Annotated in this window: 22 protein-coding genes; 12 read left to right on the top strand and 10 right to left on the bottom strand. The window is 67.7% G+C overall.

Annotated features, from left to right (window positions below; genetic code table 11):
* Positions 1-56: 56 nt before the first annotated feature.
* The 3 genes from K3A84_RS09340 to K3A84_RS09350 are packed head-to-tail and all read left to right on the top strand — an operon-like array spanning position 57 to position 3,599.
* Complete coding sequence (locus tag K3A84_RS09340; protein ID WP_225009070.1) at positions 57-824, top strand: tetratricopeptide repeat protein; 768 nt, start codon at positions 57-59, stop codon at positions 822-824.
* Positions 825-879: 55 nt separating this feature from the next.
* Positions 880-2,214, top strand: coding sequence for an outer membrane protein assembly factor BamB family protein (locus K3A84_RS09345; protein WP_225009071.1), 1,335 nt, complete (start codon positions 880-882; stop codon positions 2,212-2,214).
* Between the two features lie 41 nt (positions 2,215-2,255).
* Positions 2,256-3,599 (top strand): methyltransferase family protein, encoded by a 1,344-nt coding sequence (locus K3A84_RS09350; RefSeq protein ID WP_225009072.1) that lies wholly within the window; start codon positions 2,256-2,258, stop codon positions 3,597-3,599.
* On the opposite strand, the gene K3A84_RS09355 is transcribed toward K3A84_RS09350, so the two are convergent.
* The 3 genes from K3A84_RS09355 to K3A84_RS09365 are packed head-to-tail and all read right to left on the bottom strand — an operon-like array spanning position 3,596 to position 6,090.
* A complete protein-coding gene (locus K3A84_RS09355; protein ID WP_225009073.1) occupies positions 3,596-3,895 on the bottom strand; it encodes a putative quinol monooxygenase in 300 nt (99 codons plus the stop codon). The two genes, K3A84_RS09350 and K3A84_RS09355, sit on opposite strands and share 4 nt — an antisense overlap.
* Positions 3,896-3,909: 14 nt before the next feature.
* Complete coding sequence (locus tag K3A84_RS09360) at positions 3,910-5,283, bottom strand: glutamate--cysteine ligase (RefSeq protein WP_225009074.1); 1,374 nt, start codon at positions 5,281-5,283, stop codon at positions 3,910-3,912.
* Positions 5,284-5,334: 51 nt separating this feature from the next.
* Positions 5,335-6,090: a 16S rRNA (uracil(1498)-N(3))-methyltransferase gene (locus K3A84_RS09365; RefSeq protein ID WP_225009075.1), complete on the bottom strand. Its 756-nt coding sequence runs from the start codon at positions 6,088-6,090 to the stop codon at positions 5,335-5,337.
* A gap of 36 nt (positions 6,091-6,126) precedes the next feature.
* On the opposite strand from K3A84_RS09365, the gene ubiA reads away from it, so the two are divergent.
* The gene (gene ubiA, locus K3A84_RS09370) at positions 6,127-7,065 is read left to right on the top strand and encodes a 4-hydroxybenzoate octaprenyltransferase (protein WP_225009076.1); all 939 of its coding nucleotides are present in this window, start codon (positions 6,127-6,129) and stop codon (positions 7,063-7,065) included.
* Here the strand turns inward: ubiA and K3A84_RS09375 are convergent.
* The gene (locus K3A84_RS09375) at positions 7,056-7,430 is read right to left on the bottom strand and encodes a VOC family protein (protein ID WP_225009077.1); all 375 of its coding nucleotides are present in this window, start codon (positions 7,428-7,430) and stop codon (positions 7,056-7,058) included. The genes ubiA and K3A84_RS09375 overlap by 10 nt on opposite strands.
* 97 nt (positions 7,431-7,527) lie before the next feature.
* Here K3A84_RS09375 and soxR point away from each other — a divergent pair, with 97 nt between their 5' ends.
* Positions 7,528-7,968: a redox-sensitive transcriptional activator SoxR gene (gene soxR / locus K3A84_RS09380; RefSeq protein WP_225009078.1), complete on the top strand. Its 441-nt coding sequence runs from the start codon at positions 7,528-7,530 to the stop codon at positions 7,966-7,968.
* 9 nt (positions 7,969-7,977) lie between these two features.
* On the opposite strand, the gene K3A84_RS09385 is transcribed toward soxR, so the two are convergent.
* From K3A84_RS09385 to K3A84_RS09400, 4 genes are read right to left on the bottom strand one after another with little or no spacing between them, the layout of a single operon-like run.
* Positions 7,978-11,415: a chromosome segregation SMC family protein gene (locus K3A84_RS09385; RefSeq protein ID WP_225009079.1), complete on the bottom strand. Its 3,438-nt coding sequence runs from the start codon at positions 11,413-11,415 to the stop codon at positions 7,978-7,980.
* A gap of 40 nt (positions 11,416-11,455) precedes the next feature.
* On the bottom strand, positions 11,456-12,214 hold the full coding sequence (locus K3A84_RS09390) for a DsbA family protein (RefSeq protein WP_225009080.1): 759 nt from the start codon (positions 12,212-12,214) through the stop codon (positions 11,456-11,458).
* 46 nt (positions 12,215-12,260) lie between these two features.
* A complete protein-coding gene (locus K3A84_RS09395) occupies positions 12,261-12,974 on the bottom strand; it encodes a thioredoxin domain-containing protein (protein WP_225009081.1) in 714 nt (237 codons plus the stop codon).
* Complete coding sequence (locus tag K3A84_RS09400) at positions 12,974-13,555, bottom strand: DUF721 domain-containing protein (protein WP_225009430.1); 582 nt, start codon at positions 13,553-13,555, stop codon at positions 12,974-12,976. The genes K3A84_RS09395 and K3A84_RS09400 overlap by 1 nt, the downstream gene beginning before the upstream one ends.
* Positions 13,556-13,584: 29 nt before the next feature.
* On the opposite strand from K3A84_RS09400, the gene K3A84_RS09405 reads away from it, so the two are divergent.
* The 5 genes from K3A84_RS09405 (at position 13,585) to K3A84_RS09425 (ending at position 17,841) form a co-directional block, all read left to right on the top strand.
* Positions 13,585-14,649 carry an A/G-specific adenine glycosylase gene (locus tag K3A84_RS09405; protein ID WP_225009082.1) on the top strand — a complete coding sequence of 355 codons (1,065 nt, stop codon included), beginning with the start codon at positions 13,585-13,587 and terminating at the stop codon, positions 14,647-14,649.
* A 4-nt stretch (positions 14,650-14,653) separates the two neighbouring features.
* The gene (locus K3A84_RS09410) at positions 14,654-15,946 is read left to right on the top strand and encodes a serine hydrolase domain-containing protein (protein WP_225009083.1); all 1,293 of its coding nucleotides are present in this window, start codon (positions 14,654-14,656) and stop codon (positions 15,944-15,946) included.
* The gene (gene nudC / locus K3A84_RS09415; RefSeq protein WP_225009084.1) at positions 15,946-16,830 is read left to right on the top strand and encodes an NAD(+) diphosphatase; all 885 of its coding nucleotides are present in this window, start codon (positions 15,946-15,948) and stop codon (positions 16,828-16,830) included. The genes K3A84_RS09410 and nudC overlap by 1 nt, the downstream gene beginning before the upstream one ends.
* Positions 16,827-17,528 carry a DsbA family oxidoreductase gene (locus tag K3A84_RS09420; RefSeq protein ID WP_225009085.1) on the top strand — a complete coding sequence of 234 codons (702 nt, stop codon included), beginning with the start codon at positions 16,827-16,829 and terminating at the stop codon, positions 17,526-17,528. Before nudC ends, K3A84_RS09420 begins: the two co-directional genes overlap by 4 nt.
* Before the next feature lie 67 nt (positions 17,529-17,595).
* Positions 17,596-17,841, top strand: coding sequence for a hypothetical protein (locus tag K3A84_RS09425; RefSeq protein WP_225009086.1), 246 nt, complete (start codon positions 17,596-17,598; stop codon positions 17,839-17,841).
* A 210-nt stretch (positions 17,842-18,051) separates the two neighbouring features.
* Here the strand turns inward: K3A84_RS09425 and K3A84_RS09430 are convergent, their stop codons facing one another.
* Both K3A84_RS09430 and mgtE read right to left on the bottom strand, forming a co-directional pair.
* Positions 18,052-18,444 (bottom strand): DUF1489 family protein, encoded by a 393-nt coding sequence (locus tag K3A84_RS09430; protein ID WP_225009087.1) that lies wholly within the window; start codon positions 18,442-18,444, stop codon positions 18,052-18,054.
* A 43-nt stretch (positions 18,445-18,487) separates the two neighbouring features.
* Complete coding sequence (gene mgtE / locus K3A84_RS09435; protein WP_225009088.1) at positions 18,488-19,945, bottom strand: magnesium transporter; 1,458 nt, start codon at positions 19,943-19,945, stop codon at positions 18,488-18,490.
* A 112-nt stretch (positions 19,946-20,057) separates the two neighbouring features.
* Here mgtE and K3A84_RS09440 point away from each other — a divergent pair, with 112 nt between their 5' ends.
* Together K3A84_RS09440 and K3A84_RS09445 are read left to right on the top strand one after the other, a co-directional pair.
* A complete protein-coding gene (locus K3A84_RS09440) occupies positions 20,058-20,513 on the top strand; it encodes a peptidylprolyl isomerase (RefSeq protein ID WP_225009089.1) in 456 nt (151 codons plus the stop codon).
* A gap of 163 nt (positions 20,514-20,676) precedes the next feature.
* Positions 20,677-22,188: an acetyl-CoA hydrolase/transferase family protein gene (locus K3A84_RS09445; RefSeq protein WP_225009090.1), complete on the top strand. Its 1,512-nt coding sequence runs from the start codon at positions 20,677-20,679 to the stop codon at positions 22,186-22,188.
* Positions 22,189-22,267 lie beyond the last annotated feature (79 nt).

Raw genomic sequence — 22,267 nt, forward strand, 5'->3', positions numbered from 1 at the left:
CGCGAAAGCGGGTGTCCTGCCCGCCGCCCATCCGCCAGAACACCGAAAGCAGCGCCTTGGCCCTGAGACCGACTCCCCCGCAATCCCGTGCCAACCCGATTGCCGCGCGCGATGCCGCGCAGCAGGACGGCTTCCTGCGCGAAGTCGACGACGCGCTGCGCGAGGATGAAGTGTTCGGCGCTCTGCGCAAGTACGGTCGTCCGGTCGGCGCGGCGGTGATCGCGGGGCTGCTGGGCCTCGCCGGGTATCTCTGGTACGAAAACCACGCGAAATCTGTCGCGGGCGAGCAGGGTGAAGCCTTCACCAAGGCACTCGATCAGGTTGAGGGCGGCAACCTCAAGGCCGGTGACGCCGCGCTGGCGCCGATCGCCAAGGATTCCGGGCCAGGCTATCGCGCCGCCGCGCAGGCGATGGAAGCTGCCATCGCCGCGCAGCAGGGCAAGAGTGCCGATGCGGCCAAGCTGTTCAGCGCCATCGCAGCCGACAAGGACGCACCGCAAGCCTATCGCGACCTTGCCACCGTGCGGGAAGTTGCGCTGCGCTTCGACCAGATGACGCCGCAGCAGGTGATCGACCGGCTGAAGCCGCTGGCCGTGCCGGGCAACGCCTGGTTCGGCAACGCGGGCGAGCTGGTCGGCGCGGCCTACCTGAAGCAGGGCGACAAGCCTCAGGCCGGCGCGCTGTTCGCCAGCATCGCCAAGGATAAGACCGTGCCGGAATCGCTGCGCCGTCGCGTGCGCCAGCTGGCCGGGCAATTGGGCGTCGATGCCGTGGAAGATCCGCAGGAGGCGATTGTCAAGGTCGCCCCGGCAACCGCAGAATGATCGGCCCGGCAACGGTGCCCAGCGCGCCCGGCGCAGCATGACGAGGATGCAAGACATGAATGGCAACCGCTTTCCCCGCCATGCCGCGCTGATCGGCGCCGCTGCCCTGGCGATTGCGCTCGGCGGCTGTGCCGGCAAGGGCAAGGTCAAGACGACCCCGACGATGGGTGAGCGCGTTCCCGTGCTCTCGCGGATCGAGGCCGGAACCAAGGTCGACACCGCGATCGGGTCGATGGACGTGGTCCTGCCGCCCGCCGAAGCCAACGCCGACTGGGCGCAGGCCGCAGGCTCCGCCGCCAAGGCGACTGGCCACCTCGCCATCGGCGATGCGCCGCGCAAGGTCTGGGCCGCCAGCGTTCCCGGCTCGTCCAAGAAGGAACGCCTCGCCGCCTCGCCCGTGATCGGCGGTGGCAAGCTGTTCGTGATGGATACGATGGGCGCGGTCCACGCGCTCGACGCCGCGACCGGGCGCGAAGTGTGGAAGGCGAGCTTCCGCATGGCCGAGAACAACGGTTCTGTGTTCGGTGGCGGCGCAGCCTATGACGACGGCGCGGTCTATGTCACCACCGGGCTGGGCGAAGTGGGGCGGCTTGATGCCGCGACCGGCGCTGTGAAGTGGCGCGTCAAGCCCGCCGGGCCCCTGCGAGGCGCGCCGACGATCGCCTTCGGGTCGGTCTATGCGATGACGCAGGACAACCAGATCATCGCGCTCAATGCCGACGACGGCGTGCAGCAGTGGAACAAGTCCGGCTCGGTCGCGCTTTCGGGCGTATTCGGCGTGGCGGCGCCCGCCGCCGGGCAGGGCACCATCGTTGCGGGCTACAGCTCGGGTGAACTGGTCGCCTATCGCTACGAGAACGGGCGCGAGCTGTGGTCCGATGCGCTGGCGCGCACCTCGATCGCGACCTCTGTCTCGACCCTGACCGACATTGATGCCGATCCGATCATCGAGAACGGTCGTGTCTACGCGCTGGGGCAGGGCGGGCGCATGGCTGCTTATGAACTGGTCACTGGCCAGCGCATCTGGGAACTCAACCTCGCGGGCATTTCCACCCCGGCGGTGGCTGGCGACTGGATCTTCACGCTGACCGACGAGGCGAAGCTGCTGTGCATCGCCAAGGCCAGCGGCAAGGTGCGCTGGATGACGCAGCTCCAGCACTATCGCAGCGAAAAGAAGAAGAAGGACCCGATCTTCTGGACCGGGCCGGTGCTGGCGGGCAACCGCCTGTGGATCGCCAATTCGCGCGGGGAAGTCGATACGGTGTCGGTGACCGACGGCGCGGTGAGCCGGTTCGGCGAGGTCGGCTCCAGCGTCTCGCTGGCGCCGGTCGTCGCTGGGCAGACGCTCTATGTGCTGGACGACAGCGGCCGCATTACCGCTTTCCGCTGAGCCTTCATTGTTTGCTCACGCTCCTGCGCTAGTCGATGCGCATGAGCGTTGAGCAACCCGTTCCTGCGCGCCTCCCGGCCAGCGATGTCTCGGCAGGCGTCGGCCTGTCCGGCGTCGTCGGACTGCTCGTGTGGCTGATGATCTGCCGCAACTGGCCCGCGATCACCGATGCCTTCGGACTGCCCGGCCCGCGCCAGCGGCTCGACGGCGCGAGCGCGGCGCTGGCGGCGCTGCTGTTCTCGGGCACGCCGATGGTGCTTTGGTCGCTGCTGGTGGACAAGGTCCAATTGCGCCCCTCGACCGGCATCGACTGGAACAACCCGCGCCCGTTGCGCGATGTCGTCACGATCTCAATCACCAAGATCGCCGGGCTCTGGACCACCTGGGGCCTGATCGCGGTGCTCTATTGCCTCGGCCGCTGGTACTGGCGCGGGGCCTACCTGTTCGCCATGAACATCCTCGGCGTGGCCGCGCCGCTGATGGTGCTGCTGTCGATCCCCTATGTGCTCTGGCTCGATCGGGTGCTGGTCAACCCGCGCGATGGTGCCTGGCACTTTGGCGCGATGCTGATCGGGCGCGAACCGTACAGCCGCGCGGAAGTCGCGCACCACTTGCGCGGCTGGGCGGTGAAGGGCTTCTTCTGCGCCTTCATGATCTCGATCCTGCCCGCAGGCTTCATGGGCGTGGTCGCGTTCGATTGGAATGCGGCCTGGCATATGGGCCCGGTGGCGCTGACCAACGTGATGGTTGAGACGATGTTCATGATCGACGTACAGATCGCGATGGTCGGCTATCTCGTCACGATGAAGCCGCTCGATGCGCAGATCCGCACGGCCAACCCCTACTTGGGCGGCTGGGTGGCGGCGCTGATGTGCTATCCGCCGTTCATCCTGATGGGCGGGGGCGACGTGCTGGATTATCGCCCGAACACGGCCGAATGGAACTACTGGCTGGCAGGGCACGATACCTTGCTGTGGATCTGGGGTGCGGCGCTGGTGGTGCTGACCGCAATCTATGCCTGGGCGACGGTGGCGTTCGGGCTGCGCTTTTCCAACCTCACCTATCGTGGCGTGTTGACCAACGGACCTTACGCCTTCACCCGACACCCGGCCTATCTCGCCAAGAACAGCTTCTGGTGGCTGGCTTCGATGCCCTACCTCGCCACCAGTGGTTCGCTGGTCGACGTGATCCGCAACACGGTGACGCTGGGGCTGGTGAGCGCCGTCTACTTCTGGCGCGCGAAGACCGAGGAAAGGCACCTGCTGGCCGAGGATGCGAAGTACCGCGACTACTACGCGTGGATGGCGCAGCACGGGCTGATCACCGCGCCGCTGACCAAGCTGTGGCGCCGGCTGACCGCGCGGCGGCAGGAACTACAGCTCTAGAGGACTTCGCCCTCGTCGGTTTCGAAGCAGCGGATCTGACGATCGTAAAGGCCGAGATCGGCCCGCTCGGCCACCCAGGCGGCCATGTGCGGTGCCTTGAAATGTGTGGCCAGAGCGGCGCGATCGCGCCACTTCTCGCTGATGTGGATCAGCCCCGGCTCCAGAATGTCCTGCGCATAGGCATAGGCGATGCAGCCGTCTTCGGCTCGCGTCGCCCGCACCACCCGTTCCATCGCAGGGACGATCGCGGCGATATTTTCCACCGGAACCCGAACCGTTCCCATCACGATAATCATCGCGCCACTCCGGCTCAGAAGCTCTTGGCTTCGTAGATCTTTGACAGATCGCCGCCCCATTCGCCGTGGTACAGGTCAAGCAGGCGCTGCGCCGGAACCTTGCCTGTTGCGACGATCTCGTCGAGCGGCAGCAGGTAGCCGGTCTCGTTGTCGCCCGCATCGTTGAGCCGCGCGCGGGCTGCAAGGCCGCCGCGCGCGATGGCCAGCACTTCGGCCGCGACATCGCGCAAGGTGCCGCCACCGGGCAGCGGCGCATCGAGGCCAAGCCTGGGCACTTCGGCGCGCAGGCGCTCGCGCCCGTCCATGTCCCAGCCCTTGACCAGATCCCACGCGGCATCGAGCGCGCCCTGGTCATAGAGTAGGCCGACCCACAGCGCGGGCAGCGCGCAGATCCGGCTCCACGGGCCGCCATCCGCGCCCCGCATTTCGAGGAAGGACTTCAGCCGCACTTCGGGAAAGGCGGTGGAAAGATGGTCGATCCAGTCCGATTCCAGCGGCTTTTCGCCGGGAAGCGCGGGCAGCCTGCCGTCCAGGAAGTCGCGGAACGACTGGCCCGAGGCGTCGATGTACTTGCCGTCTCGGAAAACGAAGTACATCGGTACGTCGAGCATGTAGTCGACATAGCGTTCGTAGCCGAAGCCGTCTTCGAACACGAAGTCGAGCATCCCGGTGCGTGCGGGGTCGGTGTCTGTCCAGATGTGGCTGCGATAGGACAGGAAGCCGTTGGGCTTGCCTTCCAGGAACGGCGAATTGGCGAAGAGGGCGGTGGCCAGCGGCTGCAGGGCCAGGCTGGTGCGGAATTTCTTCACCATGTCGGCCTCGCTCGCGTAGTCGAGGTTGACCTGGATGGTGCAGGTGCGCAGCATCATGTCGAGGCCCATCGTGCCCACGCGCGGCATGTGCCGCAGCATGATCTCGTAGCGGCCCTTGGGCATGATCGGCAATTCGGCGCGGGTCTTGTCGGCCCAAAGGCCCAAGCCGAGATAGCCAAGGCCCAGCTTGTCGCCGATGGTCTTCACCTGTGCGAGGTGACGCCCGGTTTCGGCGCAGGTCTGGTGCAGGTTTTCGAGCGGTGCGCCCGACAGTTCGAGCTGCCCTGCCGGTTCGAGGCTGACGGCGCCATCGGGCCCACTCATGGCGATGACGTTGCCGCCCTCCATGACCGGCTCCCAGCCGTATTCGGTCAGCGCCATCAGCAGGTCGCGGATACCACCCGGTTCGCCATAGGAAGGCGCCCGGTGATCGGCCGTGCGATACACGAACTTCTCGTGCTCGGTGCCGATGCGCCAGCGCTCGCGTGGCTTTTCGCCCTTGGCCATGGGGGCCACGAGCTGGTCGCGGCTTTCGATCAGGGGTTCGTTGCTATCTGAAACTTGCCGGGTGCTCATGCGCGCTCAAGTAATGTGCCAAGGGGCAATGCGCCAGTGGCAATCGGCGGCTCAGCCCGTGGCGGACCAATCGCCCCTTGTTCCCATCCACAGCGCCGTGGCGGCGATGGCGGCGGTTTCGCCGCGCAGGATGCGCGGGCCCAGCGTGATCGCCCGGGCCGCCGGATGCGCGCGGATCGCGGCGCGCTCGGCATCGTCGAAGCCGCCTTCGGGGCCTACCAGCAGCGCCGCCGGGCCGGAATGCGCGGCAAAGGCGGCGGCGGCAGGCGCGCCGCCGTTTTCGTCGGCGAAGAACAGCGCGCGCCCTTCGGGCCAGTCGCGCAGGAGCGCGTCGAGCTTTACCGGTTCGGCCAGTGCGGGCAGCGCGGTGCGGGCGCATTGTTCCGCCGCTTCGGTGACGATCGCGCGCGCGCGCTCGGGATTGAGCTTGTCCGCCACGCAGCGCCGGGTCAGCACCGGGCGAACCTCGCAAACGCCCAGTTCCGTTGCCTTTTCCAGCACCAGGTCGAAGCGGTCCTTCTTCAGCAGCGCCGGGCAGAGCCAGAAATCGGGCACCGATTCGCGCGGGCGCAGCAGCGTTTCGACCGACAGCACCACGTCGCGCTTGCCGCTTTGCGCAACGCGCGCGTACCATTCGCCGGTCGCATCGTCGCACAGGATCACCGCATCGCCTGTGGCCACCCGCATGACCTTGCCCAGATAATGCGACTGTCCGCCATCCAGCGCGACGGCAGCGCCTTCGGACAAGGGGCCGGGCACGAATAGGCGGGGCGCGGACTTGGGCGGCCAAGCGGGAGTAGCGGGCATGGCCGCAGGCTCTAGCCGATCGCGCGGGGCAGGGCTATGCCGCTCGCCATGACCGGCGCATCCGCACGTCCCGACATCGTCCCCGACAGCGAGCACAAGGGCCTCGTCGCGCGCCTGCCGCAACGGCTGCGGGATCTGGCCCAACTCGCGCGGTTCGATCGGCCGATCGGCTGGTGGCTGCTGTTCTGGCCTTGTCTGTGGGGCCTGTTCCTCGGCGGGGGAGCGGCCCGCTGGGGCATTGCGCTGTGGATGCTGCTGGGCGCGATCACGATGCGTGGCGCGGGCTGCGTCTATAACGACGTGGTCGATGCCGATCTCGACGCTCGCGTGGCGCGCACCGCCTCGCGGCCGGTGGCGAGCGGGCGCGTCTCGAAGAAGCAGGCGTGGATCTGGCTGCTCTCGCTCTGCGCCGTCGGCCTCGTGGTGCTGCTGCAACTGCGCTGGCAGGCGCAGGTGGTGGCGCTGGGCAGCCTCGGCCTCGTCGCGGCCTATCCGTTCATGAAGCGCATCACCGGCTGGCCGCAGGCATGGCTCGGGCTGGTGTTCACCTGGGGCGCGCCGGTCGGGTGGGTCGAGGCGACCGGGTTCGAACGCCTCGCGCCGCTGGGCCTGCTCTACGCCGGGTGCTGGGCCTGGTGCATGGCCTATGACACGATCTATGCGTTGCAGGACCGCGAGGACGACGCCCTGATCGGTATCGGGTCTTCGGCGCTGTCGTTCGGGCGGCATGTGCGCGCCGGGGTGGGTGCGCTCTATGCCATGGCGGTGGCGTGCTGGGCGGGCGCGTTCTGGCTCTCGCGGCCCGACCCTTACGCGCTGCTGGCGCTGCTGCCGATGGCCGCGCATCTTGGCTGGCAGGTGTTGACGCTGAAGGAGGATGAAGCGGACCCGCTGGTCAAGTTCCGCTCCAACCGTTTCGCCGGCCTGCTGATGGCGCTGGCTTGCCTTGTCGTGGGCCTTGCGGCTCAGGCGTAGCTGACCAGCTCGAACTCGATCCCGTCCCAGTCGTAGAAATAGAAGCGCCGTCCGGGCACGTAGTCGGCATGGCTGAAAGGCACGAGGCCGTGCGCCTGCACGATCGCTTCCGCCGCATCGAGGTCGTCCACCACGATGCCGATGTGCTGGAGCGGCGTGCCCTTTTCGAAGCGGCCTTCCACCGGCTCCTTGGGGGTGTAGAGCGCGATGTAGTCGAATTCCGCGCCCAGATGGATGGTCCAGCCATCGTCGATCGCGGGGCCGCGCCAGCGTTCCTGCCACCCGGTCAGCTGGCCAAGGAACGCAGCGGTGCGGTCCGGATCGCTCACACGGATATTGACGTGTTCGAGGCGGGCTACGGGCATTTCCTAATGTCCTTTCTCAAGTCTTGTTCGAATCGACACGCCCGTTTATGCAATCTCAAGCTGACTTGAGGTCAAGCTACTTGGGCAAGGACTCCGGGTGAATCGCAACGACCTGATCCCCATCGGCACACTGGCGCGGCGCACGGGCCTGGCGGTATCGGCGATCCGCTACTACGAGGAGCGCGGGCTGCTGCAATCTGTCCGAACGGGCGGCAACCAGCGCCGCTTCCTGCGGTCCGACATCCGCCGGTTGAGCTTCGTGCTGATCGCGCAGAAGCTGGGGCTGGGCCTTGCCGAGATCGAACAGGCGCTGGGCACGCTGCCGCAGGGGCGCACGCCCACCGTGCTCGACTGGCAAAAAATCAGCCGCGCCTTGCGGGGTGAGATCGACCGGCGCATCCAATTGCTGACGCGCACCCGCAACAAGCTCGACGAATGCATCGGCTGCGGCTGCCTCAGCCTCGATCGCTGCGCGCTCTACAACAAGGAGGACCGCGCCGGGGCCGCCGGACCTGGGCCGCGCTTCGTGCTGGACTGAATTAGGCTTCTAGGCCGTCGCCAGCAGGTCGACCGCGCCACCAAGGTCCACGCTGACAAGGCGCGAGACACCCTTTTCGACCATGGTGACGCCGAACAGGCGGTGCATGCGGCTCATCGTCACGGCGTTGTGCGTAACGATGAGGTAGCGCGTGGTGGTTTCGCCTACCATTGCGTCAAGCATGTCGCAGAAGCGTTCGACGTTGGCGTCATCCAGCGGCGCGTCGACTTCGTCGAGGACGCAGATCGGGGCGGGGTTGGTCAGGAACAGTGCGAAGATCAGCGCGACGGCGGTCAGCGCCTGTTCGCCGCCCGACAGAAGAGTCAGCGATTGCAGGCGCTTGCCCGGTGGTTGCGCGAAGATTTCGAGGCCCGCCTCCAGCGGATCGTCGCTATCGACCAGCGCAAGGTGCGCCTCGCCGCCGCCGAACAGGCGGGCGAAGAGGCGGCGGAAGTGGGCGTCGACGGCTTCGAAGGCGGCGCGCAGGCGCTCGCGTCCCTCGCGGTTGAGGTTGCCGATCGAGCCTCTAAGTCTATGAACAGCCTCGACAAGTTCGGCTTGTTCGGTGATCGAGGTGCCATGGCGCTGTTCGGCTTCGGCCAATTCCTCGGCGGCGACGAGGTTGACCGGGCCGATGCGTTCGCGCTCGGCGGAGAGTCGGTCGTGCTCGGCGGATTCGGCCTGCGATGTGCCGACTTCGGCGGAGGCGAAGGCGAAGCGTTCGGGCAGAAGCGGGGGCGGACACTGGAACCTTTCGCCTGAAATTCCAGCCATTTCCTGCCGCCGCGCATCCTCGTTCTCGGCGCGGGCGGCGGAGCCTGCGCGCGCTTCGCGGGCACTGGCGAGCGCCTCGGTGGAGGCGGCGAGGTGGGCGTCGGCGGCGCGCGATGCGGTCTCGCGTTGCGCCAGAGCTGCCTCTGCGGCCGAAAGGTCGTTCGCTATGCGGTTTCTTATGGCCTCGCCCTGTTCGATCTCGGCGATGAGGCCTTCGGGCTTGGCTGCAAAAACAAGGCGTTCCTGCGCCAGTTCCTCGGCGCGTCCGGTCATGTCGGCCAGCCGCTTGGCGGCGTCCCCGGCGCGCGATTGCCAGTTTCGAATGTCGACCCGAACGACACCTAAACGCTCCTTGGCGACCGCTAGCGCCTGTTCAAGCGCTGCTGAAGCCGCCGTAGCGGACTGCAAGGCTACCCTGCCCGCCTCGTTGCGCGTGCGTGCCAGATCGACCGCCGCGCGACCCGCTTCGGGATCGGGCAGGGCGGCGCGTTTGGAGTCCGCGCCCTCCAATTCCAACGCGGCCGCCTTGCGCTGCTCGCCGAGATCGGCGGTGACGCGATCGAGTTCGGCGCGGCGTGCGTCCATCCGTGCGCGGGCGGCTTCGGCGGCGTCGAGCGCGCGCAGGGCGGTGCGCTCGGCATCCGACGCGGCGGAGATCGCGCGCTCGGTCTCGGTCATCTGCGTCTGGACGCGGGCGAGGCCGGTGCGCGCTTCGGAATCGGCGGCTTCCGCCGTCGCGAGCGCGGCGCGCAAGGCGGGGAGGCGGGCCTGCAAATCCGCAAGCCGGTTCTCGGCTTCGAGCGCGGCGGCTTCGGCGGCGCCTTCACCGCGCGCGACGAAGCCGTCCCAGCGGCGCAAGTGCCCGGCCCTGGTCACCAGCCATTCGCCGGGGGCGAGCGGCTGGCCGAGGTCGGTTTCGACGACGCGGACGAGGGCGAGGCGGGCCTTGAGTTCGTCCGGGCAGGCAGGGACGTGGTGGGCGAGCGAATCCGCCAGCGGTTCGGGCGCGTGTGCCCCAGTCCAGAAGCGGCCATCGGCCCCGGCGGGCGCGGGGCCGACGGGCGCGGCGGCGTCGCGGCCCAGCACGGCGGCGAGCGCGCGTTCGTAGCCCGGCGTGACGCGGCTGCCGGACAACGCGGTGGGGCCTCTGCCCTTGGCGGCGGCGGCCTTGTCGCGCGCGGCCTTGTCCCGCGCGAGCGCATCGGCTTCGCGCTCCACCCCGGCGAGATCGGCGCGGGCCGCGGCGAGCGCGTTGCCGGCGGCATCGCGCGCGGTGGTGAGGGCTTCGCGTTCGGCGGCAAGGGCTTCGCGCCGGGCCTGCGCTTCGGCCAGCGTGGCGGCGGCGGTGGCGCGCTGGCCTTCTGCCTCGGCGATCTGGAGCGCAGGGTCGGGTTCACGCGCCAGTGCATCGGCTTGCTGGGAAAGGCGCGACAGGTCGGCATCGATCCGCGCGACGCGCTGGCGAGCGGCGGCGACGGCGGCTTCGGCAACGCGCCATTCGGCGTCGATCCCTGCCTGTTCGGCGACTTTCTGGGCCAGCGCCAGTTCGGCGGCGCGCGAGGCGCGCTCGGCATCCTCGACCGCGCGGGCAGCGGCGGGGCGGCGGGTTTCGTCGGCGGCGAGCGCGGCTTCGGCATTGGCGACTTCGCCTTCCAGCCGGGCGAGCGCGGCGGCGGCGTCGGTGGTCATGCGGTCGGCGGCGGCGCGGTCCTCGTCGATCCGGCGCAACTGGCGGTCGATGTCGGCAAGGCGCTGCTCGGCGGCTTCGAGCTGCGCGGTGAGGCTGGCCATGCGCTGGCCCTGCGCGGCGGAATCCTGCCGCCGGTCGAACAGTTCCTCGCGCGCGGCGGCGAGGGCTTCTCCTGCCGCGTGCTGTGCCTTCTGGGCTTCGGCGGCGGCGGTCTGGGCGAGGGCGACGGCTTGTTCCGCGCCTTTCGCTTCGAGCCGCGCAGCATCGGCGGCGGCGGCGGCATCGCGCCAGCGGGCGAAGACGAGGCGGGCTTCGGCCACGCGGATCCTGTCACTGACCGCTTTGTAGCGCTCGGCGGCACGGGCCTGCCGCCGCAGCGCGCCGATCTGGCTTTCGAGGCCCGCCAGCATATCGTCCAGCCGCGCGAGGTTGGCTTCGGTGGCGCGCAGCTTCTGTTCGGCATCGCGGCGGCGGACGTGGAGACCGGCGATCCCGGCGGCCTCTTCCAGCATCATGCGCCGCTCGGTTGGCTTGGCGGCGATGACGGCGGCGATGCGGCCCTGGCTGACGAGCGCGGGGCTGTGCGCGCCGGTGGCGGCATCGGCGAAGATCAGCGCGACGTCCTTGGCGCGCACGTCCCGGCCGTTGACGCGATAGGCGCTGCCTGCGCCGCGTTCGATGCGGCGGACGACTTCAAGCTCGCCGCCGTGGGCATCGGCGGGATCGGTTTCCGCCGTCAGCAGGACTTCGGCGAAGGCGCGCGCGGGGCGGTTTGCCGTGCCGGCGAAGATCACGTCTTCCATGCCACCGCCGCGCATCGACTTGGCCGAGCTTTCGCCCATGACCCAGCGGATCGCTTCGAGCAGGTTGGACTTGCCGCAGCCGTTGGGGCCGACCACGCCGGTAAGGCCGGGTTCGATGCGCAGTTCGGCAGGCTCGACAAAGCTCTTGAAGCCCGAAAGCTTCAAGCGCTTGAACTGCATCGGTCCCGGCCCCCCCAAGGCCCCTACCGGCGAGCGGGCATCAGCGCGCGCCAGCCTTCTTGATCATCGGTTCCAGCGCATCCCAGCTGGCGACGCCGGCCTTGGTGCCATTGATGAAGAAGGTGGGGGTGCCGGTGATCTCGTAGTCCTGCGAGGCCTTGTCGGTGGCGTTGGCGAACGCGGTGGCCTTGGTCACGTCGGTGATGCACTTGCTCGCCTTGTCGGCGGAGATGCCGCGCGCGTTGAAGAATTCGGTCATGCCCGAAAGCGTGGCGATCTTGGTGAAGCGCTGGGCAGGGGCCGAGGCGGCGGCATCCTTGTAGGCGGCATCGCCCGCCTTCTGCAGATTGGCGAACATGTTGGGCTGCCAGTCCCAGAACTGTTCGCTCAAGGGGATCACCGCTTCCGGCGAGCCGCAGGTGGCGAGCATCGCGGCCGGAATGTCGAGCGCGTTGAGCATGAACAGGCGCAGTTCGTAGCTGACCTTGCCCGAATTCACGTATTCGTCGCGCAGCTTGGGAAAGCCTTCCTTGGAGAAGGCGGCGCAGTGCGAGCACGACAGCGCGCCGAATTCGAGCACCTTGATCGGCGCGTTGGGGTTGCCCATCAGGTAGCCGCCTTCGGGCGTGGTGGCGATAACATCGGACCAGACCTTGCCCGCAGGCGGGGCGACGGCGGCGACGGGCGCGCCTTCGGCGATCTGGCCTTCGGGGGCAGGCGCGTCCTTCTTGCCGCAGGCGGCAAGGCCGAGCGCGAGGGGCAGGGCGAGAAGAGCAAGGCGAGCGGTCACGAGCTTCATCTGGGGTTCCCGAATAAGTGGAGGGGATTGGCCGTCTGGCGGCGGATCAGTCGAGACGGGCTTCGAGTTGCGGCTTCAGCGCGGCCCACGAATAGGTGCCTGCGAGCGGCACGCCATCGAGCAGGAAGCCGGGGGTGCCGTTGACCCAGCCCTTGTCGGCGGCGTCCTGCGTCGCTTGCGCCAGCTTGGCCGCGAGCGCGGTGTCGCCAAGGCAGCGGTTGCTTTCCGCGCGTGAATAGCCACGCTTTTCCATGATGTCGTAGAAGTGCAGGTCCGACGCGATGGCGCGGGTGCGTGCGGGCAGCGGGCCATTGTACCAGCGCTGCTTCTGAGCATCGGTGGCGCTGGTGGCAGGCGCGATCCAGTTGTCCTGGCTGCGCAGGAAGGCGCTGTGGTTGGCGAAGAAGCGGCTGGGCGCACCGCAATGCGTGAGCAGGGCGACGGTCATGTCGATGCCATCGCGCACGAAGCTGCGCACCTCGATCGAGCCCTTGCCGGTGGCGATGAAGCCGAGGCGCAACTGCGTGTCGGATTCGCGCTCGAAATGGGCGCAGTGGGGGCAGGTGTAGCTGATGTATTCGACCAGCTTCACCTTGGCGGCGGGATTGCCGAGGACGTGGCTGCCGGTGGCGGTGCGCGTAACGGTGGCGTTCCAGTTGCGTTGGCCGTTCTGCGGCAGCGGCTTCCCGGCACCCGCGAGCGCGGCCACACCGAACAGGGCCAGCACGACGAGGCCCAGCTTGCGGAGGATCGTTTGCATCACTTCGTTTCTTTCCTGCCCTGTTGGCTCGCTTCACCCAGGCTTCGCGCCAGCGATTCGAGCACCGTGCGCAATTCCGGATCGCCGATATCGCGCAAGCTGTCGCCGAGTTCCATGGGGATCGGCTTGAGCGACGGCGGCGCGGTGCTGGTGCGCTGTTCCTTGCTGGCGACCGGAGGCTTAACCACGCCTTGCCGCAGCTTGATCTTGGCAACGGCGCGATAGCCGAAGAAGCGGTTCACCCGCTCCATGATCTCGGGCGTGACGTGCTGGATCATTGGCGCGTAGGCGGGCGTGACGACGAGCTGGAGAATGCCGTCGGACTTTTCGCCCGGGGGAAAGCGGATCGATTCGGGCGCGCAATGGCGGGCGTGCGCCTCGCCCACGATTTCGGGCCAGCGGGTGACGACCGAGCTTTGCACGAAGCCGAAGCGGCGGAAGGCGGTGCGGCCGATGGCGGGCATCAGGTCGGCGATCTGTCGCGCCTCGCCACCGCGCGGGCGTTCGTATTCGCGCGGAGTCCCGGCCTTCTGACCAGCCTTTGGGGCACTTCGGCGGGGCTTGGCGGGATCGCGTTCCATATCGCCTTGCGCCATGCCATAGCGGCGCGATGCAGGCCAGTGGCGAGACGACTTCACCCCCCGTTCCGGTCGATACGGCCGCATCGACCGCGCTGCTCGCCTGGTACGACGCGCACGCGCGGCGGCTGCCGTGGCGGCGCTTGCCGGGCGAGGCGCGGCAGGAGCCCTATCGGGTGTGGCTGTCCGAGGTGATGCTCCAGCAGACGACCGTGGCGGCGGTCGGGCCCTATTTCGCCAAGTTCCTCGAACGCTGGCCGAAGGTGCAGGATCTGGCGGCGGCGGACGATGCCGATGTCATGGCTGCGTGGGCCGGGCTGGGATATTATGCCCGCGCCCGCAACCTGCTGGCCTGCGCGCGCGAAGTGGCGCGGCTGGGGGCTTTTCCCGATACCGAGGCAGGGTTGCGTGCGCTGCCGGGGCTGGGAGACTACACAGCGGCTGCGGTGGCGGCGATCGCCTTCGACCAGCGCGCGGTGGTGGTGGACGCCAATGTCGAGCGCGTGGTGGCGCGGTTGTTCGCGATTCATGACCCCTTGCCGGGCGCGCGGCCCGCGATCCGCGTGGCCACGGACCGGATCACGCCGGACGCGCGGGCGGGCGACTTTGCGCAAGGCATGATGGACCTTGGCGCGACCGTGTGCACGGTGAAGGCGCCGCGCTGCCTGCTCTGCCCGTTGCGCCCGCATTGCGCCGCCTTTGCGCAGGGCGCGCCGGAGCGCCTGCCGGTCAAGGCGGCGAAGAAGGCCAAGCCGGTGCGCAAGGGGCGCGCCTTCTGGATAGAACGCGCTGGCGCGGTGCTGCTGGTGCAGCGCGAAGGGCGCGGGATGCTGGGGGGGATGCGCGCTCTGCCCGACGATGGCTGGTCGGCCAAGGGCGATGGATCGGGCGTTCCTGCGCGAGGCGAATGGCGTTCGGGCGGGGTGGTTCGGCACGGCTTCACCCATTTCGATCTCGAATTGCAATTGATGCTTTGCGCTGCGCCCGAATTGGCTAGTCTGCCTGCGGGAGAATGGTGGCCGGTCTCGGATATCGAGGCGGCGGGCCTGCCCACCGTGTTCGCCAAGGCGGCGCGGTTGGCGCTGGCGGAGAGGTAAGGGCTTGGGCGTAACCACATCGCGGCGGGATGTCCTGCGTTCGGGTGCCTTGCTCGGCGCCGGGCTGGCGTTCGATCCGCGCATGGCGCTGGCCTCGGCGGCGATCGATGCGCGCTATCCGGCAGTGACGGGGCTGGTCGATCGCTATGCGGGTGGCGGCAAGCTTTCCGGCCTCGTCGCGGCGATCGGCTGGGGCGAGGCTCCGGTCGAGGCAATTGCGCGCGGGGTCGAGACGCGGGGGCAGAGCGTGCCGATCAGCGCGGACAGCCTGTTCCGCATCTATTCGATGACCAAGCCCGTGACCGGCATGGCGGCGATGATCCTTGTCGGCGAAGGCAGGCTGGGGCTGGACCAGCCGGTAGCGGATATTCTGCCCCGGTTCGCAAAGATGCAGGTGCAGGTCACGCCCGATGGCCCGCTCGATCAGCTACGTCCGGCGCAAGTTGCCATGACCATCCGCCACCTCCTGACGCATACGGCGGGGTTGGGGTACACCATTACCCAGACGGGGCCGATCAAGGCGGCTTACGAAAAGGCCGGGCTGGTGCCCGCGCAAGTGAGTCGCGTGCCGGTGCCGGGACTCTATGCCGAGAATCCGGCACCGAGCCTTGCCGTGTTTGCCGACCGGCTGGCGGAGATGCCGCTGGTCTATGAGCCGGGATCGCGGTGGTCCTATTCGGTCTCGCTCGACCTGCTGGGCCGGGTGATCGAAGTGGTGGCGGGGCAGCCGTTTGATACCTTTCTGCAGGAGCGGATCTTCGGCCCGGCGGGGATGGCGAGCACTTATTTCACCGTGCCGCAAAGGCAGGCGTGGCGGCTGACGAGCAATTACGGACTGTTTGGCGATGTGCCGGTGCCGCTCGATCCGGCGCGGTCATCGATCTATCTGCAAAGGCCTGCGTTTCCCTTTGGCGGCGCGGGACTGGTGTCTTCCCCGCGCGATTACGATCGCTTCCTGATGATGCTGGCGAACGGCGGGCGCATTGGGCGAACGAGGATCATGGACGAGGCGGCGGTGCGGCTGGGCACGAGCGACCTGCTGCCGCCCGCCGCCGTGGTCGAGGACCGTTTCGTCAAGGGTGGCGGCTTTGGCGCGGGGGGCCGGGTGGGGCTGGGCGAGGATGCCGGATCGTTCGGCTGGTCGGGCGCGGCGGGCACCGTGGGCTTCATCAATGCGCGCATCGGCCTGCGCGCGGCGCTCTACACGCAGTACATGCCTTCCGGCGCGCTGCCGGTGCAGGATGAATTCAGGGCGGCTGTGCTTGCCGACGTGATTGCGAGAAAGAGGGCTGCTTGATGGTGGAAAAGACGATTGCCTTTGCAGGGTCCGGCCTAGACCGCGCCGACCATATCCGCGCCGATGCGGACAAACTGGCGGGGCTGATGAACTGGCGTGCGCGGCTGCTCAAGCTCGATGGGATCGACCCGGTGATCGGCGATGACGGTGGCCTTGCCTGGGGCACGCTGGCCGATGCGGACCCGGCGGCGGAATTGGTGTTCCTCGGCTTGTCGGAAGACGGGCGCGGGTGCTTTGCGGAAGTGGCGCCGCGTCTGGTGGGCAGCGTGGCGCCGCCCAATCCGCGGCTGTGGCAGGCGATGTCCGACCTGCCGGGCGCGGACCTTGCGACCTATGGCGGCGCGCGCAGCCTGGTCGACTGGCATGCGCGGCACCGCTTCTGCGCCAAGTGCGGCAGCGCCACCACGCTCGCCAAGGGCGGCTGGCAGCGCAACTGCACCAACGAGGCGTGCAAGGCCGAGCATTATCCCCGCGTCGATCCGGTGACGATCATGCTGGTGGAATGCGATGGCGAACTGCTGCTGGGCCGCCAGCCGCGATTTCCGCCCAAGCGCTATTCGGCGCTGGCGGGCTTCGTGGAACCGGGCGAATCGATCGAGGAAGCCGTCGCGCGCGAAGTGTTCGAGGAAGCGGGCGTGAAGGCGCGCGACGTGATCTACGTCGCCAGCCAGCCTTGGCCGTTCCCTTCATCGCTGATGATCGGCTGCTGCGCGGTGGCCGACGACAAGACGATCACCATCGACGAAACCGAACTGGACGACGCGCGTTGGTTCACGCGCGCCGAAGTCGAACTGGCGATGTCGGGCGACGAGACCGGCGCCTTCATTGCGCCCCCGCCCTTCGCGGTGGCGCATCATCTGCTCAAGTGGTGGCTGGCAAAATGAGTGCTCCCGACAAAGTGATCGTCGACATCTGGTCCGACGTGATGTGCCCGTGGTGCGTGATCGGCACGCGCCAGCTGGAAAAGGCGCTCGACACGCTGGAAGGCGAGATCGAGGCGGAGATCCGCTTCCATCCCTTCGAGCTGAACCCCGACATGCCGCCCGAAGGCGAGGACAGCGCCGCGCATATCCGGCGCAAGTATGGCACTTCGCCCGAACAGGCGGCGGAAGGGCGCTCGCGCATGAAGGCGATCGGCGAAAGCGCGGGCTATTCGTTCGACTATACGGGCGAAGGCGAGGCGCCGCCTGCGTGGATGTGGAACACGAGGTTGGCGCATCGCCTGCTGGTGTGGGCGCTGCGCGATCTGGGGCCGCAGGTGCAGGGGCGGCTGAAGCACGCGATGTTCGATGCGCATTTCCAGCAGCGCCGCGCCATGGCCGACCGCGACGTGCTGCTCGACATCGCGGAGGAGACGGGGCTCGACCGCAATGCTGCCGAGGCCGCGCTGGACGATCCCGAGATCGACCGGCTGGTCATGGCCGGGCAGCGGCAGGCGTGGGACATGAACGTCAGCGGCGTGCCCGCGATGGTCATCAACGGCAAATTCATGGTTCCGGGCGCGCAGGACCCGCAGACGTACGCCAACGTGCTGCGCAAGGTGGTGCAGAAGGAACGCGAGCGGGCGGCAGAAGCGGGCTAGGAGGCTGGAGCCTGCACAAGGTTCCCGCTAGGGGCGACGATCACGCTGACCACAAGGAAAGGGCGCCATGACCACGCCGGAGTCGCTGCAGGATCACTTCGCCCACTGCATTCAGGTGCTGGGCGGCACCACTGCCAGTTCGCGGCGGCTGGGAATCGATGAACGCGCCCTGCGCCGCTTCGTGAGCGGCGAACGAGAGATCAGCCCGAGGCTGCTGAAGGACACCGCCGAGGCCTTACGCTCGCTGGTAGCCGAAGCGACGGCGGCGGAGGAGCATATTGCCGCTGCGTTGGGGGCGTCCGGGGAGGCGTAGCGGGCGCTGCTCATGCCGGTGGCGTAAGCTATGTGGGGCGGATGCGTCCGCGTCCCCCCTTTCCTGCCGCTTCGGCACCCTGCCTAACCATTGAAACCTACCATCGCCCAGGGCTTCACCTTGGGCCCGCTGTTGGGGCGCCTGACAAGGAAGCGGGATCCCGGGTCAAGCCCGGGATGACGAGGGTAGGGTGAGGGGGCGGTGGCCGCCTTACACCAGTCCCAGCTTCGCCAGCTCACCGGCCAGCGATGGCGGCAGCATCTCCGCGCTTTCGCCGTCGGCCAGATCACGCGGCGCGTCGGCGTCGGCCAGATAGCGCCAGCCCTGGTGGGCGCGCTTGGGTTTGGGGTGAACGTCGATCAGCTTGGCCGAAATGACGATGGCGGTGCGGCCATCGGGCGTTTCCTCGAAGCCGAGGATTTCCGAGCGCGCGACAAGCTGGTGCTTGAGGATCCAGAACAGCGAGCCGCCGACCATCTCTTCATGCCGCTTGGGCAGATAGCGCGTGGTCAGGCGCGCTTCGGTGCCGCGGGAGGCGAACCAGCCGTGGACTTCTTCCAGCGATTGCGCCCCGTAGGCGACCTTGGTCATGTGCAGCGGCATGAGGACGAGATAGGCAGCGTCGGGCGCGCTTGCAAACCGGCCTTCAGTGCAGCGCGAACAGTTCGGCCAGGCCGAGGAAGAAGAAGAAGCCGAAGGTATCGGTCATCGTGGTGACGAAGACGGTCGAGGTGACGGCGGGGTCGATCTTCAGCTTGTCGAGCCCCAAGGGGATCAGCACGCCCGAAAGCCCGGCGTTGATGCTGTTGAGGATCATCGCCAGCAGCAGCACGAACGACAGCATCCAGTCCTGATAGATGACCTGGCAGGTCAACGCCATCAGCAGGCCGAGGCCCCAGCCGTTGGCGGACGCGATCCACCATTCGCGCACGATCATGCGCCAGGTGTTCGAACTGGTCAGCTGGTTGGTCGCGAGCGCGCGCACCGTCACCGTCATCGTCTGGGTGGCGGCATTGCCACCCATGCCGGTTACAATGGGCATCAGGACCGCCAGCGTGACCAGCCGGGTGATGGTGGCTTCGAACAGGGCGACCACAGATGAGGCAAGGATCGCGGTGCCAAGGTTGATGAACAGCCAGACCATGCGCGTGCGGATGGTGCGCGGCAGCGGCTCGTTGATGTCGCCTTCGCCTGCGCCCGACAGCAGCAGGGCGTCCTCGCCCGCTTCTTCCTGGATGATGTGGACGACGTCGTCGACGGTGATCTGGCCGACAAGGCGACCGGCATCGTCGACCACCGCGGCCGAGATCAGCGCGTACTTCTGGAAGCGGAGCGCTACCTCTTCCTGATCCATGGTCACCGGGATCAGCGTCTGGTCGCGCTTCATCACGTCGGCCAGCGCGACGCTGCGCGGGGCGCGCAGGATCCACGAGAGCATGCAGGTGCCGACCGGGCGATGCTTGGGGTCGACGATGAAGACTTCCCAGAACTCGGTGGCGAGATCGCGCCCTTCGCGCATGTAGTCGATCAGGTCGCCCACGGTCAGGTGTTCGGGCACCGCGATGAAATCGCGGCTCATCAGGCGGCCTGCGGATTCTTCCGGGAAGGACAACGCGGATTCGATGGCCGCGCGGTCTTCCGGCTCCATCTCGGCGAGGACGGCCTGCTGGTCCTCCTCGTCGAGATCCTCGATCATGGCGACGGCGTCGTCCGTCTCCATCTGCTCGGCGAGTTCGGCGACCTCTTCCGGCTCGAGATCGTCGACCAGATCCTCGCGGACCCAGTCGTTCATCTCGGCCATCACCTCGGAGCCGAGCAGGTCGTTGATCGCGCGCGCCAGCGGGGCGCGGTAGTCCGAGCCGATCAGTTCGAAAAGGTCGGCCACGTCTGCCGGGTGGAGCGGCTCTACGAGGTTGTAGACGCGCTCCTGATCGTCGGCATCGAGCGCTTCGGCAACCTTGCGGATGAAGCGCGGCTTGAGCGTGTTATCGTCTTGATCGAGGCTTTCCGAATGGCGCGATTCATCGACCGGCGGCGTGTCTCCCGCTTGGTCGGGGAGGCCGTCGGCAAGGAGAGTCTCGACCCGGTCTTCCTCGCGCTCCATCGGGTCGGGATTAGGCGATGGTCGGCCAAAAGCAACCGCCTTGGCCTCGCCCCCGTGACTTTGTTGGGGAAGCCCCTATATCGGCGGGCAAACGATAGAGGAACGCAACTCCATGGCGAACGAAAAACTGGTGCTGTCGCTCGATACCGGCGACGTCGTGATCAACCTGCGCCCCGATCTGGCCCCCGGCCATGTCGAGCGGATCAAGGAACTGGTCGGCGAAGGCTTCTACGATGGCGTGAAGTTCCACCGCGTGATCCCCGGCTTCATGGCGCAGGGCGGCTGCCCGCAAGGCACCGGCATGGGCGGTTCGTCCAAGCCCGACCTGCAGGCCGAATTCAACGACGCGCCGCATGTGCGCGGCGTGTGCTCGATGGCGCGTACAAGCTATCCGCACTCGGCCAACAGCCAGTTCTTCATCTGCTTCGACGACGCGCGCTTCCTCGACAAGCAGTATACCGTGTGGGGCGAAGTCGAGAGCGGCATGGAACACGTCGACGCGCTGCCCAAGGGCGAACCGCCGGCGAAGCCTGGCGTCATCAACAAGGCGAGCATCGTTTCGGCCTGATAGCGGCGAAGATGCGAGATTGAGCGAAGGGGCGGGCCATTCCGCCCCTTTTCTTTTGCGCGGGGCGTGCGCGCATTTTCCGTCGCGCATTAGACCGAAGTCGTGGTTATCGTGGCCGAAACAGGCGCTTAGGGGCTTGGGCATTCCGACACGGAGACGACCGATGACCGCTCGCATTGCCAATCCCGCCCTTGCCGCCCGCGTGATGGAGGCAGACGCTGCCGCCGCGCTGATCGAGCCGGGCAACGTTGTGGGCATGAGCGGGTTTACCGGATCGGGCTATCCCAAGGCCGTGCCGCAGGCGCTCGCCGCCCGGATCGAGGCGGCGCACGCGGCGGGCGATCCGTTTTCGATCAAGGTGTGGACCGGGGCCTCCACCGGCCCGGAACTCGACGGCGCGCTGGCCAAGGCCAAGGGCATCGACTTCCGCCTGCCCTACAATTCCGACCCGATCGCGCGCGAGCAGATCAATGCTGGCACGATGCAGTATTTCGACATGCACCTCAGCCAAGTGGCGCCGATGGCGTGGGAAGGTTTCCTCGGCCCGCTCGACGTGGCGTTGGTGGAAGTGACCGCGATCCTGCCCGACGGGTCGCTGGTGCCGTCCTCGTCGGTGGGCAACAACAAGACCTGGCTTGATCGCGCCGACAAGGTGATCCTCGAGGTCAACCACTGGCAGAACCCTGCGCTGGAGGGGATGCACGACATCTATTACGGCACCGCGCTGCCGCCCAACCGCGTGCCGATCCCGCTGGTGCGCCCCGATGATCGCATCGGCCAGCCGACGCTGCGCTGCGATCCGGCCAAGGTGATCGCGGTGGTCAAGACCGATTGCCCCGACCGCAACCTGCCGTTCAAGGCGCCGGATGCGGCGGCGAAGGCCATCGCGGCGCACCTGCTCGATTTCCTCGCGCAAGAGGTGAAGGTGGGGCGCCTGCCGCGTTCGCTGCTGCCGCTGCAATCGGGCGTGGGCAACATCGCGAATGCCGTGCTGGCGGGGCTGGCGGACTGCCCGTTCGAGCCGATGACCGCCTATACCGAGGTGTTGCAGGACGGGATGCTCGACCTGCTGGCCTCGGGCAAGCTGCGCATGGCATCGGCCACCGCGTTCTCGCTCAGCCCCGAGGCGGCGCACGCGCTCAATTCGGACATGGCGCGTTTTCGCGATCGCATCGTGCTGCGCCCGCAGGAAATCAGCAATCATCCCGAGCTGATCCGACGGTTGGGCTGCATTGCCATGAACGGGATGATCGAGGCCGACATCTACGGCAACGTCAATTCGACGCAGCTGATGGGCTCGCGCATCCAGAACGGCATCGGCGGTTCGGGCGACTTTGCGCGCAACGCCTATATCTCGATCTTCATGGCGCCTTCGACGGCCAAGGGCGGGGCGATCTCGACCATCGTGCCGCAGGTGAGCCATGTCGACCATATCGATCAGGACGTGCAGGTGATTGTCACCGAACAGGGGCTGGCCGATTTGCGTGGCCTTGCCCCCAAGCAGCGCGCGCAAGTCGTGATCGAAAAGTGCGTGCACCCCGATTATCGCGCGATGCTCGAGGAATACTACAGCCGCGCGCTGCGGGATTCCTATGGCAAGCATTCGCCCTCGCTGCTGGGGCAGTCGCTTGCCTGGCACGAACGCTTCGTGCGGACGGGGTCGATGCGGGGGTAAGCGGGTGCATTTACCCTTGAGCGGCGCGGCCCTGTGCGCGTTGGCGGGCAAGGGGCGGAAATTCGGGTAAACGCAAGGC

Source organism: Novosphingobium percolationis (genome assembly GCF_020179425.1).
Classification (GTDB): Bacteria; Pseudomonadota; Alphaproteobacteria; order Sphingomonadales; family Sphingomonadaceae; genus Novosphingobium; species Novosphingobium percolationis.

Excerpts from the sequence above, each read along its gene's own strand:
- K3A84_RS09345 (WP_225009071.1), top strand. The coding sequence starts at position 880 with ATGAATGGCAACCGCTTTCCCCGCCATGCCGCGCTGATCGGCGCCGCT.
- K3A84_RS09350 (WP_225009072.1), top strand. The coding sequence starts at position 2,256 with ATGAGCGTTGAGCAACCCGTTCCTGCGCGCCTCCCGGCCAGCGATGTC.
- K3A84_RS09355 (WP_225009073.1), bottom strand. The coding sequence starts at position 3,895 with ATGATTATCGTGATGGGAACGGTTCGGGTTCCGGTGGAAAATATCGCC.
- K3A84_RS09360 (WP_225009074.1), bottom strand. The coding sequence starts at position 5,283 with ATGAGCACCCGGCAAGTTTCAGATAGCAACGAACCCCTGATCGAAAGC.
- K3A84_RS09365 (WP_225009075.1), bottom strand. The coding sequence starts at position 6,090 with ATGCCCGCTACTCCCGCTTGGCCGCCCAAGTCCGCGCCCCGCCTATTC.
- ubiA (WP_225009076.1), top strand. The coding sequence starts at position 6,127 with ATGCCGCTCGCCATGACCGGCGCATCCGCACGTCCCGACATCGTCCCC.
- K3A84_RS09375 (WP_225009077.1), bottom strand. The coding sequence starts at position 7,430 with ATGCCCGTAGCCCGCCTCGAACACGTCAATATCCGTGTGAGCGATCCG.
- K3A84_RS09385 (WP_225009079.1), bottom strand. The coding sequence starts at position 11,415 with ATGCAGTTCAAGCGCTTGAAGCTTTCGGGCTTCAAGAGCTTTGTCGAG.
- K3A84_RS09390 (WP_225009080.1), bottom strand. The coding sequence starts at position 12,214 with ATGAAGCTCGTGACCGCTCGCCTTGCTCTTCTCGCCCTGCCCCTCGCG.
- K3A84_RS09395 (WP_225009081.1), bottom strand. The coding sequence starts at position 12,974 with ATGCAAACGATCCTCCGCAAGCTGGGCCTCGTCGTGCTGGCCCTGTTC.
- K3A84_RS09400 (WP_225009430.1), bottom strand. The coding sequence starts at position 13,555 with ATGGAACGCGATCCCGCCAAGCCCCGCCGAAGTGCCCCAAAGGCTGGT.
- K3A84_RS09405 (WP_225009082.1), top strand. The coding sequence starts at position 13,585 with ATGCAGGCCAGTGGCGAGACGACTTCACCCCCCGTTCCGGTCGATACG.
- nudC (WP_225009084.1), top strand. The coding sequence starts at position 15,946 with ATGGTGGAAAAGACGATTGCCTTTGCAGGGTCCGGCCTAGACCGCGCC.
- K3A84_RS09420 (WP_225009085.1), top strand. The coding sequence starts at position 16,827 with ATGAGTGCTCCCGACAAAGTGATCGTCGACATCTGGTCCGACGTGATG.
- K3A84_RS09425 (WP_225009086.1), top strand. The coding sequence starts at position 17,596 with ATGACCACGCCGGAGTCGCTGCAGGATCACTTCGCCCACTGCATTCAG.
- K3A84_RS09430 (WP_225009087.1), bottom strand. The coding sequence starts at position 18,444 with ATGCCGCTGCACATGACCAAGGTCGCCTACGGGGCGCAATCGCTGGAA.
- mgtE (WP_225009088.1), bottom strand. The coding sequence starts at position 19,945 with ATGGAGCGCGAGGAAGACCGGGTCGAGACTCTCCTTGCCGACGGCCTC.
- K3A84_RS09440 (WP_225009089.1), top strand. The coding sequence starts at position 20,058 with ATGGCGAACGAAAAACTGGTGCTGTCGCTCGATACCGGCGACGTCGTG.
- K3A84_RS09445 (WP_225009090.1), top strand. The coding sequence starts at position 20,677 with ATGACCGCTCGCATTGCCAATCCCGCCCTTGCCGCCCGCGTGATGGAG.